This is a genomic window from Parahaliea mediterranea (genome assembly GCF_017255185.1).
Lineage (GTDB): Bacteria > Pseudomonadota > Gammaproteobacteria > Pseudomonadales > Halieaceae > JAFKCZ01.
Genome location: NZ_JAFKCZ010000014.1, coordinates 30175 through 47545, shown reverse-complemented (window position 1 = coordinate 47545; position 17371 = coordinate 30175). Strand labels below are relative to the sequence as shown.

The 17371-nt window shown below is 65.9% G+C and carries 14 protein-coding genes, 3 tRNA genes and 1 other RNA gene; 7 read left to right on the top strand and 11 right to left on the bottom strand.

Annotated elements, in window-relative coordinates; all coding sequences use genetic code 11:
- Positions 1 to 7 precede the first annotated feature (7 nt).
- The 4 genes from JYP50_RS17285 to ffs form a co-directional block, all read right to left on the bottom strand.
- Positions 8 to 331 carry a YbaB/EbfC family nucleoid-associated protein gene (locus JYP50_RS17285; RefSeq protein WP_206561807.1) on the bottom strand — a complete coding sequence of 108 codons (324 nt, stop codon included), beginning with the start codon at positions 329 to 331 and terminating at the stop codon, positions 8 to 10.
- Positions 332 to 340: 9 nt separating this feature from the next.
- Complete coding sequence (gene dnaX, locus JYP50_RS17280; protein WP_206561806.1) at positions 341 to 2269, bottom strand: DNA polymerase III subunit gamma/tau; 1929 nt, start codon at positions 2267 to 2269, stop codon at positions 341 to 343.
- A gap of 101 nt (positions 2270 to 2370) precedes the next feature.
- Positions 2371 to 2838 (bottom strand): Fur family transcriptional regulator, encoded by a 468-nt coding sequence (locus JYP50_RS17275; RefSeq protein WP_206561805.1) that lies wholly within the window; start codon positions 2836 to 2838, stop codon positions 2371 to 2373.
- 138 nt (positions 2839 to 2976) lie between these two features.
- Positions 2977 to 3073, bottom strand: an RNA gene (gene ffs, locus JYP50_RS17270) — signal recognition particle sRNA small type.
- Positions 3074 to 3211: 138 nt separating this feature from the next.
- On the opposite strand from ffs, the gene JYP50_RS17265 reads away from it, so the two are divergent.
- The 3 genes from JYP50_RS17265 to JYP50_RS17255 are packed head-to-tail and all read left to right on the top strand — an operon-like array spanning position 3212 to position 8269.
- Positions 3212 to 4339, top strand: coding sequence for an efflux RND transporter periplasmic adaptor subunit (locus JYP50_RS17265; protein ID WP_206561804.1), 1128 nt, complete (start codon positions 3212 to 3214; stop codon positions 4337 to 4339).
- Between the two features lie 20 nt (positions 4340 to 4359).
- On the top strand, positions 4360 to 7485 hold the full coding sequence (locus JYP50_RS17260; RefSeq protein ID WP_206561803.1) for an efflux RND transporter permease subunit: 3126 nt from the start codon (positions 4360 to 4362) through the stop codon (positions 7483 to 7485).
- A 4-nt stretch (positions 7486 to 7489) separates the two neighbouring features.
- Complete coding sequence (locus JYP50_RS17255) at positions 7490 to 8269, top strand: pseudouridine synthase (RefSeq protein WP_206561802.1); 780 nt, start codon at positions 7490 to 7492, stop codon at positions 8267 to 8269.
- 401 nt (positions 8270 to 8670) lie between these two features.
- On the opposite strand, the gene JYP50_RS17250 is transcribed toward JYP50_RS17255, so the two are convergent.
- From JYP50_RS17250 to JYP50_RS17240, 3 genes are all read right to left on the bottom strand, one after another.
- Positions 8671 to 8747 (bottom strand) — tRNA-Arg (locus JYP50_RS17250).
- 50 nt (positions 8748 to 8797) lie between these two features.
- A tRNA-His gene (locus JYP50_RS17245) sits at positions 8798 to 8873 on the bottom strand.
- A 55-nt stretch (positions 8874 to 8928) separates the two neighbouring features.
- Positions 8929 to 9005: transfer RNA gene (locus JYP50_RS17240), tRNA-Pro, on the bottom strand.
- Positions 9006 to 9246: 241 nt separating this feature from the next.
- On the opposite strand from JYP50_RS17240, the gene folD reads away from it, so the two are divergent.
- A complete protein-coding gene (gene folD, locus JYP50_RS17235) occupies positions 9247 to 10092 on the top strand; it encodes a bifunctional methylenetetrahydrofolate dehydrogenase/methenyltetrahydrofolate cyclohydrolase FolD (RefSeq protein ID WP_206561801.1) in 846 nt (281 codons plus the stop codon).
- 66 nt (positions 10093 to 10158) lie between these two features.
- On the opposite strand, the gene JYP50_RS17230 is transcribed toward folD, so the two are convergent.
- The 4 genes from JYP50_RS17230 to JYP50_RS22180 all read right to left on the bottom strand — a co-directional run bounded on the left by JYP50_RS17230 (position 10159) and on the right by JYP50_RS22180 (position 15917).
- Positions 10159 to 11892 (bottom strand): hypothetical protein, encoded by a 1734-nt coding sequence (locus JYP50_RS17230; protein ID WP_206561800.1) that lies wholly within the window; start codon positions 11890 to 11892, stop codon positions 10159 to 10161.
- Between the two features lie 162 nt (positions 11893 to 12054).
- Positions 12055 to 12294: a hypothetical protein gene (locus tag JYP50_RS17225; protein ID WP_206561799.1), complete on the bottom strand. Its 240-nt coding sequence runs from the start codon at positions 12292 to 12294 to the stop codon at positions 12055 to 12057.
- Positions 12295 to 12485: 191 nt separating this feature from the next.
- Positions 12486 to 14120, bottom strand: a complete 1635-nt coding sequence (locus JYP50_RS17220; protein WP_206561798.1) for a hypothetical protein — start codon at positions 14118 to 14120, stop codon at positions 12486 to 12488.
- 324 nt (positions 14121 to 14444) lie between these two features.
- Complete coding sequence (locus JYP50_RS22180) at positions 14445 to 15917, bottom strand: mechanosensitive ion channel domain-containing protein (RefSeq protein ID WP_206561797.1); 1473 nt, start codon at positions 15915 to 15917, stop codon at positions 14445 to 14447.
- Between the two features lie 332 nt (positions 15918 to 16249).
- On the opposite strand from JYP50_RS22180, the gene JYP50_RS17210 reads away from it, so the two are divergent.
- The 3 genes from JYP50_RS17210 to JYP50_RS17200 all read left to right on the top strand — a co-directional run bounded on the left by JYP50_RS17210 (position 16250) and on the right by JYP50_RS17200 (position 17363).
- On the top strand, positions 16250 to 16870 hold the full coding sequence (locus JYP50_RS17210; protein ID WP_206561796.1) for a BON domain-containing protein: 621 nt from the start codon (positions 16250 to 16252) through the stop codon (positions 16868 to 16870).
- Positions 16871 to 16946: 76 nt separating this feature from the next.
- Positions 16947 to 17108: a DUF1328 domain-containing protein gene (locus JYP50_RS17205; protein ID WP_206561795.1), complete on the top strand. Its 162-nt coding sequence runs from the start codon at positions 16947 to 16949 to the stop codon at positions 17106 to 17108.
- 24 nt (positions 17109 to 17132) lie between these two features.
- Complete coding sequence (locus JYP50_RS17200; protein WP_206561794.1) at positions 17133 to 17363, top strand: hypothetical protein; 231 nt, start codon at positions 17133 to 17135, stop codon at positions 17361 to 17363.
- The last annotated feature ends 8 nt before the right edge of the window (positions 17364 to 17371 follow it).

The following is a 17371-nucleotide window of genomic DNA, read 5'->3' as shown; positions in this document are numbered from 1 at the left end:
TGCCGACCTAAAAGGGCATCTTGAAACCGCCGGGCAGGTTCAGCCCCGCGGCCAGGCCGGACATGGCCTCCTTGTTGTGCGCCTCGACCTTGCGCACCGCGTCGTTCACCGCCGCGGCCAGCAGGTCCTCCAGCACTTCCTTGTCCTCGGACAGGACACTGTCGTCGATGGTCACGCGCTTGACGTCGTGACGGCCGGTCATCACCACCCTCACCAGGCCGGCGGCGGCCTCGCCAGTGACCTCGGCGCGCGCCATTTCCTCCTGCTTCTGCTGCAGGTCGGCCTGCATTTTCTGGGCCTGTTGCATCAGGTCCGATAGGTTGCCTTTCATGGGTATTCCTCAGGGATCCAGGGGAGCGATCGACGCGCGGTCCAGTTCGCCGTCGAATCGCTCGATCAGTTGTCGCAGCACCGGGTCGCCGTCGATGGCGTCCACCGCCTCCTGCTGCCGCTGTTCCGCCAGCCGCGCGCTGCGCTGGGCCGGGGTCTCCCCCGTCAGCGCGCCGGGCTCAATGGACACTTCCACGGCGGTGTCGAAATAATTTTGCAGCGCCAGGCGCACCTTGTCCGCGTGGCCGGGATTGAACAGCGTGGCGTTGTCGCGATCAAGCACAAATTCCAGGCTCGCGCCTTGGGCGTGGCGCAATTCGCAGTGAGAGGCGATGTTGTACACGATCCCGACCAGGCCGAGCTGCTCCAGCAAGTCCGGCCAGGTGGCCGGCGACAGTGATGACAGCGGCATCGCATCGACAGGAGCGGCCGGCTTCGGTGCGGCCGGCTTCGGTGCGGCTACCGGCTCGGACATCGCGGCCGGCGGCGTCTCCGCGGGGGGCTCCTCGCGCGGCGCGGCCATGACACTGGCCAGATCGATTGGCGGCGCCTTGGGCCGCCGCTCCGCCGCCGCGGCTGAGGTCGCGTTCGCCGTGGCGGCCGCTTCGGGCGCCGTCACCCCGGGAGCAGCCGCTTCGGGAGCGGTTGCTTCCGGGGCGTTCGTTGCGGGCACGGCCTGCGCGGACATAGCCGGCGGTGGCGCCGCGGGCACCGGCGCGGCCGGCGCCGCGGCCTCAGGGGGCTTTTTTACCGCGGCGCCGACCTCCCCCACGGCGGGCGCTGCGGGGCTCGCTTCGGTGGGGGCAGGTGCCTGGGGCGGGGGTTCGCCGGCCGCGGCGCCCGCGTCGAACACCACCGCGGGCCGGAATGCGAGCATCCGCAGCACGGTCATCTCAAAACCGCCGCGCGGGTCCGCCGCCAGGGGAATGTCGCGTTTGCCGTTGATCGCCATCTGGTAGTACAGCTGGGCATCCTCGGCGGTCATCGACGCCGCCAGCTGGCTCACCCGCTCGGCGTCGCCCCAGTTGTTGTCCACCGCGTCGGGCACCGCCTGGGCCACCGCCACGCGGTGCAGCAGCGACACCAGTTCGTCGAGGCTGGACTCGAAGTCGGGAGCGTGCTCGCCCATCTTCGCCACCACCGCCAGCAGCGCCCTGGGGTCGCCGGCGACCACTGCCTCCAGTACCTGGTAGACGAAACTCAAGTCGACGGTGCCGAGCATGCTTCGCACCTCGGTCTCCCTGAGGGCGCCGGAGCCAAAGGCGATGGCCTGGTCGGTGAGGCTGAGGGCGTCGCGCATGCTGCCGGCGGCGGCGCGGCCGAGCAGCCACAGGGCGGGCTCCTCGTGGCTCACCATTTCCTTGTCCAGCACGTGCCTGAGGTGCCCCACCACCTGCTCCGGCGGCATGTTCTTGAGGTTGAACTGCAGGCAGCGCGACAGGATGGTGGCCGGCAGCTTCTGCGGATCGGTGGTGGCCAGCAGGAACTTCACATGGGGCGGCGGCTCCTCCAGGGTCTTCAACAGCGCGTTGAAGCTGTGGCTGGAGAGCATGTGCACCTCGTCGATGAGGTAGACCTTGTAGCGCGACCGGGTGGGGGCGTACTGCACGTTCTCGAGCAGCTCGCGGGTGTCTTCCACCTTGGTCCGCGAGGCCGCGTCGACTTCCAGCAGGTCCACGCTGCGCCCCTCGGCGATCTCGCGACAGGAGCCGCACTGGCCGCAGGGTTCGGAACTCACCCCTTCCTCGCAGTTGAGGCATTTGGCGAGAATGCGCGCGATCGTGGTCTTGCCCACGCCGCGGGTGCCGGTGAACAGGTAGGCGTGGTGCAGCCGGTCGTGGTCCAGCGCGTTGATCAAGGCCTGCAGCACGTGCTCCTGGCCCACCATTTCGCGAAAGCTCTTCGGTCGCCACTTGCGCGCCAGTGCCTGATAGGACATGGAGAGACTGCCTTACTGCAAAATCGCTAGGATACACCAGGGGGCGGGAGCCGGGAAAGAAAGCAAAGGCCGCCGCGCGCGGGCCCGCCAGGCAACCGGGGTCAGGATACCGCCTTCTCCGCCGCGCAGGCCTTGCACAAGCAGTGCAGCTCCAGCTGCGGGCTTTGCAGCACATAGTCGGCTTTCGCCACGTCCTGGCGCAGGCGATTGATCAGCGACTTCTGAATGCCGATCTCCTTGACGCTGCCGCACTGGTCACAGATCAGGAATTGCGGCACTTCGTGGGCGTGGTCGCAACTGATATGGGAACAGGCCACATACTTGTTGGCCAGGTGCAACTTGTGCACCAGGTTCTCGCCCTCGAGAAAAGCCAGGATACGGTAGGCCGACATCACCGGTATCGGCGTATCGAACCGCTCGCGGCAGACATCGACCAGCTCGTAGGCGGACAGGGCCCGGCCCTCCGAGAGCAGGCCCGCCAGCACCTGCCTGCGCTTGGCGGTCAGTTTTACACCGCGCTCCCGGCAGGTCTTTTCGGCGTGCGCCAGGATTGTGTCGATTTTTGCCATCGCAAGGGATCGTCGGTTAAGGAATTGTGGCGGGGATTGTACCTCTCCGCCGCCGCCCACTGAAAGCGACCGCGGGAACCCGCCTCGTCCCGGCAATGGAGAAGGGGAAAATAAAGCGGGCCTGGGAAATGGAGGCGACCCGAACAGCCACACCCCGGCACACGAATCAGTAACTACCGTTGCTCCCTTCCGGGCCTGGCGGGGTTCACTACCTATCGTTGCGAGGGGACCATTCGGGCCGCCATAACAGCTGCAGCCATGTGCAGAGGGCGCGTATTGTGTCGCAAAGGCGGCGGCCCTGCAAGCGCGGATGCTTGACACCAATGTTATACCTTCTAACATACCGCTGGACAGCGCCTGCTTGAGATTTATCATGCCCGACTCCCCCCCGCCGCAACGCCCCGGTGGCCGCCGCTCCACCCTTGCGGGCGTGGCGCTCGCCATCGCGCTCGGCGCGCTCCTGACCGCCGTCCTGCGCTGGCGCGCGGACGCCTCGGCGCCCGTGGCGCGCATCGAGGCCATGCCCGTGGCCACGGTGACCTTTCACGAGCAAAGCGGTTACCAGCAGCAACGCCAGTTCCTCGGCGTGGTCGAGGCCGCCCAGCGCGCCGACCTCGCCTTCGAGTCGACCGGCCAGATCGCGCGGATCGAGGTGCGCGAGGGCAGCCGCGTCGAAGCCGGCGAGGTCCTGGCGCGACTCGACGACCGCCGCCTGCGGGCCCAGCGCGCCGCCGCCGCGGCGGAACAGGAGACACTGCAGGCCGAACTCGAACTGGCGCGCCTCAAAGCCCAGCGGCAGCAAGACCTGCAGGCGAGCGGCGCGGTATCGCGGGAAGCCTATGACGAAACCCGCCTGCGCGCCCAGGCACTCGTCGCCCAGGGCAAGGCGGTGGCCGCGGAACTGCAACGGATCGACATCGAACTGCAAAAATTGCAGTTGCGCGCCCCCTATGGCGGCATCGTCGCCGCCCGCTACCGCGACGCCGGCGCGGTGGCCGGCGCCGGCGAGCCGGTGCTGCGCCTGATCCAGACCGGCGCCCGCGAGGCGCACATCGGCGTGGCGCCGGAGATGGCCGCCGCCCTGCGGGCGCCGCAGCACCACACCCTGCTCTGGCGCGACCGCGAGGTGCCGGCGACCCTGCGGGCGGTGCGGCCCGACGTGGACCCCGCCACGCGTGCCGCGGTGGCGGTATTCGACCTGCCCGAGGACCTCGACGCCCTGGACGGCGAGGCAATTACCCTGCGCCTGCCGCGGGCGATTGCGGAACCCGGTGGCTGGCTGCCGGTATCCGCGCTGCTCGAAGGGCAGCGCGGCGTGTGGAACGCGCTCGCGGTGCGCCAGCGCGACGGCCACAGCGTCACCACGCGCGAGGTGGTGGAAGTCCTGGCCTTGCGCAGCGACCAGGCCTACGTGCGCGGCACCCTGCGCGATGGCCAGGTGGTGGTGGCGGACGGTATTCACCGCATCGCCCCCGGCTCGCCGGTCACCCCCATCGACTGATGGCATAAACAGGCTCCCGCATGCTGGCTCGCATCCTCTACAACAATACCCGCATCGTGGTGCTGGTGGTGATGATCATTATCGCCGTCGGCCTGAGCAGCTTCAGTTCCATCGCGCGCCAGGAAGACCCCACCATCACCAACTTCGTCGCCACCGTGACCACCTTCTTCCCCGGAGCCACGCCGGCGCGGGTGGAGGCCCTGCTCACCCGCCCCCTGGAAGACGAATTGCGCCGCATACCCGAGATCGACGAGATCGACTCCACCTCCAGCGCCGGCGTGTCATTCATCAATATCCAGCTGGAAGAGACCCTGGGCGGCGCCGACATCGAGCGCGCCTGGTCGGAAATCCGCGACGCCCTGGGCGAGGCCGCGGGGAGCTTTCCCGCGGGTGTCGGCCCGCCGATGTTCGACGACGACCGGCTCACCGCCTACACCACCATTCTGGCCCTGAGCGCCGAAGACGCGCACCGGGTTCCGCTGTCCCTGCTGCACCGCATGGCTCTCGACTTTGCCGACGCCGCGCGCAATGTACCGGGCACCGAGCGGGTGGACCTCTACGGCGAGCCCGCCGAGGAAATCCGGGTGGCGGTGGACGAAGCGGCCCTCAACGCGCGGGGCCTGGGCCTGGACCAGGTCGCCGGCGCCCTGCGGCAGGCCGACCCCAAGGTGGCCGCCGGCCGCGCCGCCGGCGCCGGCAGCGACCTGCTGGTGGAAATCGACGGCGAGTTCGACTCCATCGCGCGCATTCGCGATGTGATCGTGGCCGCCAGCCCCGGGGGCGGCGCGGTGCGCATCAGCGATATCGCCCGGGTCTACAAGGCCCGCACCACTCCGCCGCCGGCCATGGCGCTGGTCAACGGCAAGCCCGGACTGCTGGTGGCGGTGGCGATGTCGGAGGGCCTGCAGGTGGATCGTTGGAGCGCCCGCTTTGCCGCGTTCGCCGAACGCTGGCGCGCGCAGGCTCCCGCGGGCATTGTCCTGGAAACCACCTACGACCAGAGCGTCTATACCGAGGCCCGGCTGCGCGGGGTGGCGCAGAACCTGGTGCTGGGCGTGGTGCTGGTGTTGCTGGTGCTGCTGTTCACGCTCGGCTGGCGCGCCGCGGTGGTGGTGGCGCTGGTGCTGCCCCTGTGCGGCCTGATGTCGGTGGCGCTGCTGTACTACTGGGGCGTGGCCATTCACCAGATGTCGGTTACCGGCCTTATCGTGGCCCTGGGGCTACTGGTCGACGGCTCCATTGTCATGACGGACGAGATTCGCAAGCGCCTGCGGGCGGGCGACGCCCCGCTGCCCGCGATAAGCGCCTCGGTGCAGCGGCTGCGGGTCCCGCTGCTGTCGAGCACCGTGACCACCGTGCTCGCCTTTATGCCCATGGTCGTGCTGCCGGGGCCCTCCGGCGACTTCATGGGCAGTATCGCCAAGTCCGTGGTGGTGATGCTGGCCTCGTCGCTGGTGTTGGCGCTGGTGCTGACCCCGGTGCTCGCCGCGCGCCTGTTGCCGGCCGGGCTGGGCGGGCACGGCCACTGGTGGGAACAGGGCCTGCGCAGCGGCGGCGCGGGCCGCGCGCTGGAGCGGAGCCTGGACTGGGCGCTGCGCCATCCGCCGGCCTCCATCGCCCTGGCGCTGGCCCTGCCCCTGTGCGGCTTCCTCGCCTTTCCCACCCTCACCGCGCAGTTCTTTCCCGGCACCGACCGCGACCAGATGTACCTGCAGGTCAAGCTGCCCGACGGCCGCTCCATCTACGACACCGAACGCCTGGTGCAAGACCTGGACGCGAAACTGCGGGCCGAACCCCTGGTGCGGCGCGTGGACTGGACCCTGGGCGAAAGCCCGCCGGCCTTCTACTACAACATGTACCGCACCAAGGAAGGCATCCCCAGTTGGGCGGAAGCCCTGGTGCTGACCCGCGACGAAGACCGCACCGACGACCTGATCCGGCGCCTGCAGCGGGAGGTGGATCGCGAGTTTCCCCAGGCCCGGGTCATCGTGCGCGGCATCGACCAGGGCCCGCCGGTCATGGCGCCGCTGGAAGTCGAGATCTACGGCCCCAACCTGGAGCGCCTTCGCTCCCTGGGCGAACGGTTCCGCCAGCGCCTGGAGCGGGTCCCGGACGTGACCCACACCAACGCCAGCCTGTCGGGGGGCGCGCCCAAGTTGCTGGTGCGGGTGGACGAATCGCGCGCGCGCCTGGCCGGCCTCGGGCTCACCGATGCCGCGCGCACCCTGGACGCCAGCCTGAGCGGCATCGCCGCCGGCGAACTCCTCGAGGATACCCAGCGCCTGCCGGTGCGGGTGCGCCTGCGCGAGGAAGCCGGCTCCGACGCGGGCGACATCACCAGCATTCGCATAGCCAACGGCATGCCCCACGGCGATGGCCAGCTCGCGGGGGTGCCCCTGAGCGCTCTCGGCGATACGGTGCTGACACCTTCCAGCAGTCCGATTTCACGCAAGGACGGCGAGCGCGTGAATATCATCCAGGCCTACCTGACGCGCGGCGTGCTGCCCGAGGAAGCCCTGAAACTGCTGCGCGCCGACCTCGAGGCGAATCCGATCCCCCTGCCCGACGGCTATCACTACAAGTTCGGCGGCGACTCGGACGTGCGCGCCGAGGTCATGGAGCAAATCATGGCGCCGGTGGGCATGATCCTCGCCGCGCTGGTGGCGACCATCGTACTCACCTTCAACTCCTGGCGCCTGTCGCTTGTCGCCCTCCTCGTCTGCCTGTGCTCGCTGGGGCTCAGCCTGCTGTCGCTGGCGCTGTTCCGCTACCCCTTCGGGATCCCCGCGGTGATCGGGGTGATCGGCTCGATCGGCGTGTCGATCAACGCCGCGATCATCATCATGACCGCCCTGCAGGCCGACGCCGGAGCCCTGAAGGGCGGGCTGTTCGCGGTGCGCCAGGTGGTCATGGGCTCCAGCCGTCACATCGTGTCCACCACCGTGACCACCTTTGGCGGCTTCCTGCCGCTGATCCTGGAAGGCAGCCAGTTCTGGCCCCCCTTCGCCATGGCCATCGCCGGCGGTGTCCTGCTGTCCACCATCGTGTCCTTCTTTCTGGTACCGCCAATGTTCGTGCTGGCCAACCGGCTCGGGCGCAAACCGGTGCGGGCCATCTCCCCCACCGCGGCCGCCCGGGGCGCGTGAGTCCATGACGAACCGCGATCGCGATGAAACCCTGCCGGTAATCCACCATGACGCGGACCTGATCGCCGTCAACAAGCCCTCGGGCCTGCTGGTGCACCGCAGCCCCATCGACCGCCGCGAAACCCGTTTCGCCCTGCAAATCGTGCGCAACCAGGCGGGGCGCCGGGTCTATCCGGTACACCGCCTGGACAAACCGACCTCCGGTGTCCTGCTGTTCACCTTCACTCCGGAGCTGGCCGCGGCAGTCGCCGCGCAGTTCCAGCAGCGCGCCGTGGCCAAGCGCTACGTCGCGGTGGTGCGCGGCTACTGCCCCGAGAGCGGCGCCATCGACCACCCGATTCGCGACGACCCGGACCCGCTGGCGGGCCTGGATCGCGGCCCGCCGCGAGAGGCCTTCACCCACTTCCGGCGCCTGGCCACGGTGGACATCCCCCACGCGGTGGACCGCTACCCCACGGCGCGCTATTCACTGGTGGAGCTGCGCCCCGAAACCGGTCGCAAGCACCAGCTGCGCCGCCACATGAAGCATATCGGGCACCCGATTATCGGCGACGCCAAGCACGGCAAGGGCGTGCACAACCGGTTTTTCCGCGAACAGTACGGCGCCGGGCGCCTGCTGCTGGCCTGCACTGAACTGGCGCTGCGCCACCCCGCCACTGGCGCCCCACTGCAACTGCGCGCCACCCTCGACGACGACTTCGCGCGGCTGAGTAGCGCTTTTGGCTGGCGCGACGCCCTGGCGACGGCGATGCCCTGGGCGCTGGCCCTATCGAACCACCGCTGATCGCCCCCCGGGCCCCTCACCTACCCGGCCCTCCACCCGCTCGGCCGTCTCGAAACTACCGCCAGAGCGAGCTACCGGCCCGGCTCAAGCAACTACATGGCCGGCCCACCGGCTGCATTGGCCAGCGCGAGATTAACCTGGGCACAGTGCCTGCGGGGCAAGTCGTCGGCATCGGTGGACCGCGATCCGGGAGGCTGTCGACAAGATCAGGCTCGCCCGAAAGCAGGACTGCGGTTGCATGGAATATGGTTTGGGGTGTTCTGATTAAGGATAGGCCGGGCTGGCGCGCCATGCGGGTAGAGTCCGCAGCCAATCCTTTTTACCGGAGGTGTAAACGATGTCGGTATGATCTGTAAAGGATGTCTCCGGCGGCCGGCGACCCGGTACAGACCAATGTTAAATGGCGGGGGTAGGAGGATTCGAACCCCCGACCCACGGCTTAGAAGGCCGTTGCTCTATCCAACTGAGCTATACCCCCGGGGCGTGCCGCGGGGATTATACAAGCCCTTGAGCATCGATCGGGAAAAATGGGGTGGCCGAGGGGTCTCGAACCCCCCACCTCCGGAGCCACAATCCGGTGCTCTACCTGATGAGCTACGGCCACCATCGCGAAGTGCTGAAACCGGCGTTGTCCAACTCACCTGATTGTGGCGATGAGTTGGTCGGGGTAGAGAGATTCGAACTCCCGACATCCTGCTCCCAAAGCAGGCGCGCTACCAGACTGCGCTATACCCCGAACAGTGCCGGGGACGGTTCGGTTGCCCGGTGGGCCGCCCCTCGATTTCAGGACGCGAATAATACTCACCGGGCTTTCAACCGTCAACGATAATATGGTGATTTTACAACGGTTTTCCGCCCGCCGGCTTTCCCTCGAGCGGGCCTCCGTGGGACAATACGCGGCCTGTCCCCGGGGGGATCCCCCGACTCACCGCAATTCGCGCACCAGCGCGCACGACATAGGTAAAAGGTACTCGCACATGCCCGCACAGGTCCTGGATGGTAAAGCACTGGCCCAACAAACCGAGGCCGCCCTGCTCGAACGCGTGGAGGCGCTGAAGGCGAAATCCGGGGGCAAGACGCCCATTCTCGCCACCATCCTGGTGGGCGACGACCCGGCCTCGGCCACCTACGTGCGCATGAAGGGCAACGCCTGCCGCCGGGTGGGCATGGAATCCCTGGCGGTGGAAATGCCCGCCTCCACCACCACCGAGGAGCTGCTGGCGAAGATCGACCAACTCAACAGCGACCCCGACGTCCACGGCATCCTGCTGCAGCACCCGGTGCCGGCGCAGATCGACGAGCGCGCCTGCTTCGACGCCATCGCCCTGTCCAAGGACGTGGACGGCGTCACCTGCCTGGGCTTCGGCCGCATGGCCATGGGCGAGGCCGCCTACGGCTGCGCCACGCCCCAGGGCATCATGCGCCTGCTGGAAGCCTACGATGTCGAGATCGAGGGCAAGCACGCCGTGGTGGTGGGCCGCAGCCCGATCCTGGGCAAGCCGATGGCGATGATGCTGCTGCAGAAAAACGCCACCGTGACCATCTGTCACTCGCGCACAAAGGATCTGCCCTCGCTGGTGGCGCAGGCGGACATCCTGGTGGGCGCCGTGGGCAAACCGGAGTTCATCAAGGCGGAGTGGGTCAAGGACGGCGCCGTGGTGGTGGACGCCGGTTACCACCCGGGCGGCGTGGGCGATGTCGAGCTGGCGCCGCTGGCCGAGCGCGCCAGCGCCTATACACCGGTGCCCGGCGGCGTGGGACCGATGACCATCAATACGCTGATCATGCAGAGTGTGGAGTCCGGGGAGCGCAGCCTGGGCTAGCGAGCTATCCAGGCGGCCCCGCGAAGACAGCGCAAAAGCGGTCGTCGCGGCGGCCGGCTGGCTGATCTAATATCCGGGGGTGACGATAATCGACACCTCGTACTCCGGCGACAACTCCAGGAACTGCCCCGAACTGCCCAGAGGTTCGCTTTCTCCGGTGGTCATATCGCCCTCCCCCGACCAGACCCGGTACTTGAAGCTGGCGAAAATCGAAAATTCACCAGAGACAGGGTCATAGATGCTGTGCTCATCCGTTGGCGGGCTGTAGCATATCACGCGGCTCTGCAGCCGGGTGACGCCCCCCGAGGGTACATCGCTCCACACCCGCGTCGCCAAATCCTGATGCGCCAGCCTCCCCCCGTTCAAGTCCCGGTCGGTAAGCAGAAAATGAGGCATGGTTATACCACGGAACGTCGTTCCACGAATGAATGTCTGGATACAAGCGGAGTTTTCACGGAGGTAGATCAACTTCTCCTCGCCAACCGGCGAAGCATCGAAGACCGGCTCGATGTTCAGCGACAACATCTGCGGCGCCGACGCCAGCCCGTGCTCATCGATGGCGGTCACCTCCAGGCGTATTTGGCCCCACCGGTCGGCGCCGAGAACCAGATCCAATGCGCCGTCCGCCCGCAGCTGCACGGCGTCGGCGATACTGCCGCCCGCGGGGATGGCAAAATATCCCGAGTCCTCGTTGTACCACGTCGTGGTCGGGATACCCGGCAGATTGCCGTAGCGCTGGTATGAACCGGACACGAAGCGGACCGCGAAGCGCAGCGTTTCGCCGGCATCGGCCTCCCAGGCATTGCCCGGCGAGATGGCCGTGGCCACCCCCGGCACGCTAACCCGGGTATCGGAAAACGCGACGTTGGCGGTATCGGTATCGAGACCGCCGTCCTCCAGCACCGTCACCACCGGCAGCAGGTTGAACGTGGGCGGATCGTTCACCGGCGTCACCTGCAGCCGAAGCGTTCGCTGGCTGCTCGCGCCGTCGCTGTCGGTGGCGACGATGCGCAGCTCGGAGTTGCCGAAGGCATCCGGAGCGGTGGTAAAGGTCAGCTCGCCGTCCGGCGCCAATGCCGGACCCGCGCTGAACAGCGCCGGCTGGTCGCTACTCACCGCCAGGCTGACCGTCTGCGCGGCCTCGTGGACGGGGCCGGGACTGACGCCGCCCACCAGGCCGGGAAAGGACTGCGGGCCGGCGTCCTCGGCGACGCTGATTGCCCCGCTCGCCACGATAAAAATGGGCGGTTCGTTTACATCGACGTCACAGTGTGACACCGCCAAGGCCTCACCGGGCTGCAACCGGGCGCCGTCCGGCAACTCGCCCTCGCGCCGGGCGATGTCGGCGCACTCCAGGTCGTGGCCGGTCACTTCCAGCGGCGTACTGGCGCAGCCGTTGTGCAGGGTGATGCCGTCGGTGTAGGGGTCAAAGTCCAGTTGGCCGGCGCCGCCCAAACAGGCGGCGTTGTCGGGCTCCACCATCAATTGCGTCGACGTCGCCCGTCCCGGCTGCACGACCAGCAGCCCGGCGAACGCCAGCGCGCACAACCCGCACACACTGGCTACGGCATGGCGCTTTGCCGATCGCGCCGCCCGCCCTCCGAACCCGATTAGCATCGCGGACAGCAGCAGGATCGCCACCCAGGGCCAGAGCGGGACGGCCTGCGCCGCGGTACTGGCCGCCTGGAAGTAGACAGTGGCCGCCTGTGCCGGCGCGACCGCCGTGGCGCCAACCGCCAGCCAAAGCGTCGGCTGGCAAAAGCTTAACAGGCATGCTTTTAACGAACTCTTGCGATACATTTGCCACCCCTTGCGCTACCGCTCTCGGGGATGGCACTGCGCCTCCCCGTATTTTGAGCGCAAGTGTATGCAATGCCGCACGGGATACACATCTCCCTGTTCAGGGAGGGACCGCGCGCCCTCCATCCAGTCCCGGCATCGCGGCCCGATGTCAGGGCCTGGCTAGAACACGGGGTTCACCACGATATTGCCTGTATACACCGGCGACAGCTCAAGAAACTGGCCCGACGCACCCAGGGGCTCGCTTTCGCCGGTGTCCGCGTCGCCCTCCCCCGACCAGATCTGGTAGGTGAAGGTCGCGAAGCTCTCGAAAACGCCGTGAGTAAAATCAGGGTCGCTGTACTGATCGATAGCCGGCGTAAAGCCAAACTCACTGGATGCATACAGCCTGTCCAGCTGCACCGCCACCCCGCCCTGTGTCAGCGTCCCCGACTTCCCGGAATCCAGGCTGAAACTGCCAATGATAAAGCGCCGGCCGGGGCTGTCCCAGCGGGTTTACATTTGACGGTATCTTGCGATGCATTTGCCACCCCTTGCGCTACAGCCCCCAGGGATGGTCAAAAGCCTCCCTACATTAAACACGCCCCGGGCAGCTAGAACACCGGCCTGACCACGATGGATACCTCATACTCCGGCGACAGTTCCAGGAACTGCCCGGAAATGCCCAGGGGTTCGCTCTCACCAGTGCCCATATCCCCCTCCCCCGACCAGATCCGGTACTTGAAGGTGGCAAAGGGAAGCAGGATCCCGGTGCCGGGATCGTAACTACTGTAAGCATCCGCGGGTGGGATATAACACAGGCTCGAAGTCTCCACCCTGGCAATCCCGCCCGATGACACATCGGCCGCGCCGGCCATCAGGGTGCCCCCCTGCAAGTCGCGATCACGGATGAGAAAATGAGGGCGGGTGATACTCTGGAATGTATCGCCCGCCAACTCCACCGGGATACAACTTGAGTTTTCATCACCGATCGCGGCGCCATCCGCCCCCGCGGGCGGGGCGTCAAAAACCGGATCGATGCTCAGCTGCAGTACTTGCGGCGCCGAGGCCAACCCTTGCCCGTCAACCGCGGTCACTTGCAGTCGGACCACGCCCCATTTATCGGCACCGAGAACCATATCCAGCGCGCCGTTCGCCCGCACCTTCACGGCATCCGCAATACTGCCGCCGGAGGTAATGGCGAAGAACCACCCGGCCGGCATCGCGGTGGGTGGAACACACGCCAGGTTGCCGTCGCGCTGGTACTCGCCGGACAGGTAGCTGACCTCGAAACGCACGGTGTCACCGGCATTCGCCTCCCAGGCATTGCCCGGTGAGATTGCGCTTGCCACGCCCGGTACGCTGACCCGCGTATCCGAGAATGCAAAGTTGGCCACATCGGTATCCTGCCCGTCGTCTTCGTGCACGGCTAGCGCCGACAACAGGCTGAAAGTGGGCGGGTCATTCACTGGCGCTACCTGCAGCTGAACCGCCTGCCGACGTATGGCGCCGTCACTATCGGTGGCGATTATCTGTAACTCGGCGCTCCCGAAGGCGTCCGGTGCGGTGGTAAAAGTCAACTCGCCGTCCGGCGCCAATGCGGGGCCCGCGCTGAACAGGGCCGGCTGGTCGCTACTCACCGCCAGGCTGACCGTCTGCGCGGCCTCGTGGGCGGGGCCGGGACTGACCCCGCCCACCAGGCCGGGAAAGGACTGCGGGCCGGCGTCCTCGGCGACGCTGATTGCCCCGCTCGCCACGATAAAAATGGGCGGTTCGTTTACATCGACGTCACAGTGTGACACCGCCAAGGCCTCACCGGGCCGCAACCGGGCGCCGTCCGGCAACTCGCCCTCGCGCCGGGCGATCTCGGCGCATTCCAGGTCGTGGCCGGTCACTTCCAGCGGCATGCTGGAGCAGCCGTTGTACAGTGTGAGACCCTCTGCGTAGGGGTCAAAGTCCAGTTGGCCGGCGCCGCCCAAACAGGCGGCGTTGTCAGGCTCCACCATCAATTGCGTCGACGTCGCCCGTCCCGGCTGCACGACCAGCAGCCCGGCGAACGCCAGCGCGCACAACCCGCACACACTGGCTACGGCATGGCGCTTTGCCGATCGCGCCGCCCGCCCCCCGAACCCGATTAGCATCGCGGACAGCAGCAGGATCGCCACCCAGGGCCACAACGGGATAGCCTGCGCTGATGTGCCGACAGCCTGGAAATAGACGGTGGCCGCCTGCGCCGGCGTGACCGCCATGGCCCCGACCGCCAGCCAAAACACTGGCCGGCGCAGGCCCAACGGGTTTACATTTGACGGTATCTTGCGATGCATTAGCCAGCCCTTGCGCTACAGCTCTCAGGAATAGCCCTGCGCCTCCCTGTATTTTGCGCACAAGTGTATGCAATGCCGCCCGCTACACACATCCTCCACGATCAGGGAGGGCCCCGCAATCCCTGACGCCATCACCTTGATCCATGCTGCGCGGAACCCACGGAGCCGCTGCCGGTAAGAGCCCGCGCCGCCCACACCGCACGCCTCGTCGCTGCCGTGGCCACGGACACGGCCTTTGCCTGGACACCGCTATGCTCCGTCGAGCAGGGCCCTCGCCGCGGCCTGCGGCCGACCATGCTTGTCCTCGCCGATGTACAGCGTTTGATGGGGAAAGGGAATTTCGATGTTGCGCTCGTCAAAGGCGTACTTCATACGACGATTAAACTCACGTCCCACAGTCCACTTGTCATGGGGCCGGGTCTTGCTGCGCGCCTTGATAACAACCGCGCTATCGCCAAACCGGTCCACCCCCAACACCTCAAGCGGCTCGAGGATAAGGTGGCTAAACCCCCGATCCTCGCGCAGCGCCCGATCCACCTCCAACAGGCAGTCCACCACCGCGTCGGTATCTTCGCGGTAGGCAATACCCACATTCAACATGTAGTAACTGTAATCCTTGGTCAGGTTATCGACCACGGATATCTCGCTGAACGGCACCGTGTGCACCGTACCGTCCAGGGCGCGCAACTCGATCTTGCGGATAGTCAAGCGCATCACCTCGCCCGTGCGCCCACCCACTGTCACCACGTCGCCTATATGGACCAGGTCCTCGGCAATAATGGTAAACCCGGTCAGGAAGTCCTTGACTAGAGTCTGGGCGCCGAAACCAATGGCAATACCCAGCACACCGGCACCGGCCAGCAGCGGCACAACATTAATGCCCACCTCGGATAGCAGCACCATCCCGGCAAACAGGACCAACACACACATCAGGCCATTTCGCACCAGCGGCAAGAGGGTCTGCATGCGGGCGTTGCCCCCCCTCCCCTTGCGTCCACCGAGATATTCCATGATCGCGTTGCATAGCTCCCAGATTGTTGCAAACAGCAGTAGCACCAGCAAAACCGCGAGCGCCGTTTCAGCGAACTCCACCAACAAATCCGCCGGCAACCACCGTCCCAAGGTATCAAAATAGACCTGCGAGAGCGTGTAAACGAACACCATTGCTGCGAGCGCCAAGCCCGCCCAAACCTGCACCGCAAACAGGCTGGAGAAGCGTCCGGCATCGAGATGATAGCGCGCCCGCGGGCCGGCCAGCTTGCGGTTAAACACCCTGGCTGCCCAGTTGTTCAGTAATACGATCCCACTCACAACAAGCATCGCTGCCGCCACCAGCGCCACCCGGCCCAACGTCGATCGCTGCAACCCAAAGCCCTCAAGCGTACCGATGTAGCGTTCCAGCCAACGCCCGACCTTCTGGTCGAGGTGCAGGGCTTCAGAGAGCACCGCCGGCTCATTGGCATCCAGGCTGTCTTCGGCCAGGCTGAGGGACTGCAGCCGTTCCAGGAATTGTTCGCGTTGCGCCTTGTTGTCCAGCACCCGCACTAAGTCATCTACCTGCTCCCGGGACGGTGCTTGCCTCTCGTTTGCGGAGCCGCTCTCCTGTGCTCCGACCGCCGCGTAAGGAACGGCCAGAAGCAATAGCGCGATGAGCAAGGCGGTCACGGCGGCCAGAGTCGGCCCACCACGATCCTCGACACCTCTTAATCTGGGGGGAACCACGGAAGTTGTCCTCCTGCTTGACTGCGGTGGAGGTATCCTAGGCTCGCCGTTGCATCATTTTCAACGCCAGTTCGCGCAGCACCATGTTTTTGTAGTTTTTACAGGCGCGTCACACACAAATTTACACAACCGGGCCACCAAGACGGGTAAATATTGCCATCGCATCGGGGGGGCGCCTGCCGGTGGAGGCCATCAGTGGCACGGCTTTGCGACGCCTTATCACAGGCAATTTCACTAACTGGCACAGTACATGCTACAGGTTGTGTCGACAGGCGTCGCAGACATCGCGGCGCCACACGGAAAACAGAAAAAGCAAACCAAAGGAGTGTGCTATGCGATGTAAGAAAAAACTTTTACCCCTGACTTGCTCCCTGGTGCTGGCGGGGAGTCTGGCGTCATTGCCAGCGATGGCGGGTGAATCCGGGCAGTCGGCCGCCAATAAAGCTACGGGCGAGGACAGCAACGAGTACCTGGAAGAGGATGTGCGCGAGGCCTGGATGGAAGGCAAGCTCGAAACCGCGTTTCTGCTCAATAGGCACCTAAACAACTTCACTATCGATAGTGAAGTGGATGGCCACACCGTGGTGCTGTCGGGCACCGTATCCTCAGATGTGGATCGCGACCTCGCCGAGCAAATCGCCATGAACGTGGACGGCATCGAAGAAGTGCGCAATAAGCTAGAGGTAAACCGAGACCAAGCCACGGATCAAGACAGTGGCGAGCGGAAATTCGGCACCCTGGTGGAAGACGCCACTCTTACTGCCGAAGTAAAAATGAAACTGCTCGCCAACAGTAATACCGAGGGCCTGGATATCAACGTCGATACCCAGAGAAGCGTGGTTACACTCCACGGCCAGGTGGCCAGCGACGAGAAAAAAGCACTGGCGGGTGAGATCGCGGCCAACGTCTCGGGCGTGGCCGAAGTAGTCAATCGACTTGAGGTTCGCAGCTGAGTGCAGTTGCGAGTAATGACTTAAATAGAGCGCGATACCCGGGCCCACTGGCCCGGCTCCGCGCCAGGGAGGCAATATGTTGCATTGGGCACTGATTTTTCTGATCGTGGCTATCGTAGCCGGTGTATTGGGGCTTACAGGTGTCGCGTCAATCGCGGCGGAAATCGCCTGGGCCCTGTTTATCATCGGTCTGATCCTGGCAGTGGTGTTTTTCATCATGGGCCGACGGCCGCGGTAGGAGCCGCAATCGTCTGGCACGATCATGCATCCCGTGAGTGTCAGTCTCGATCACGCCAGGTTAATGCTCGGCCTTCGCGGCCAGGAACTCGGACTGGTGAGATGGGCAACGCTGGACGCGGCCTCGGGGTCACTGGAAGAACTGCTACTGGAAACCCGTTGGCAGCAGATTGCGATCCCCTGGCGCCGGGTAGAGTTTGACGAGCAACGGGACGTGTTCAGGCTGGTCAGCCAAAAGTCCACACACGCTGAATGACACTACAT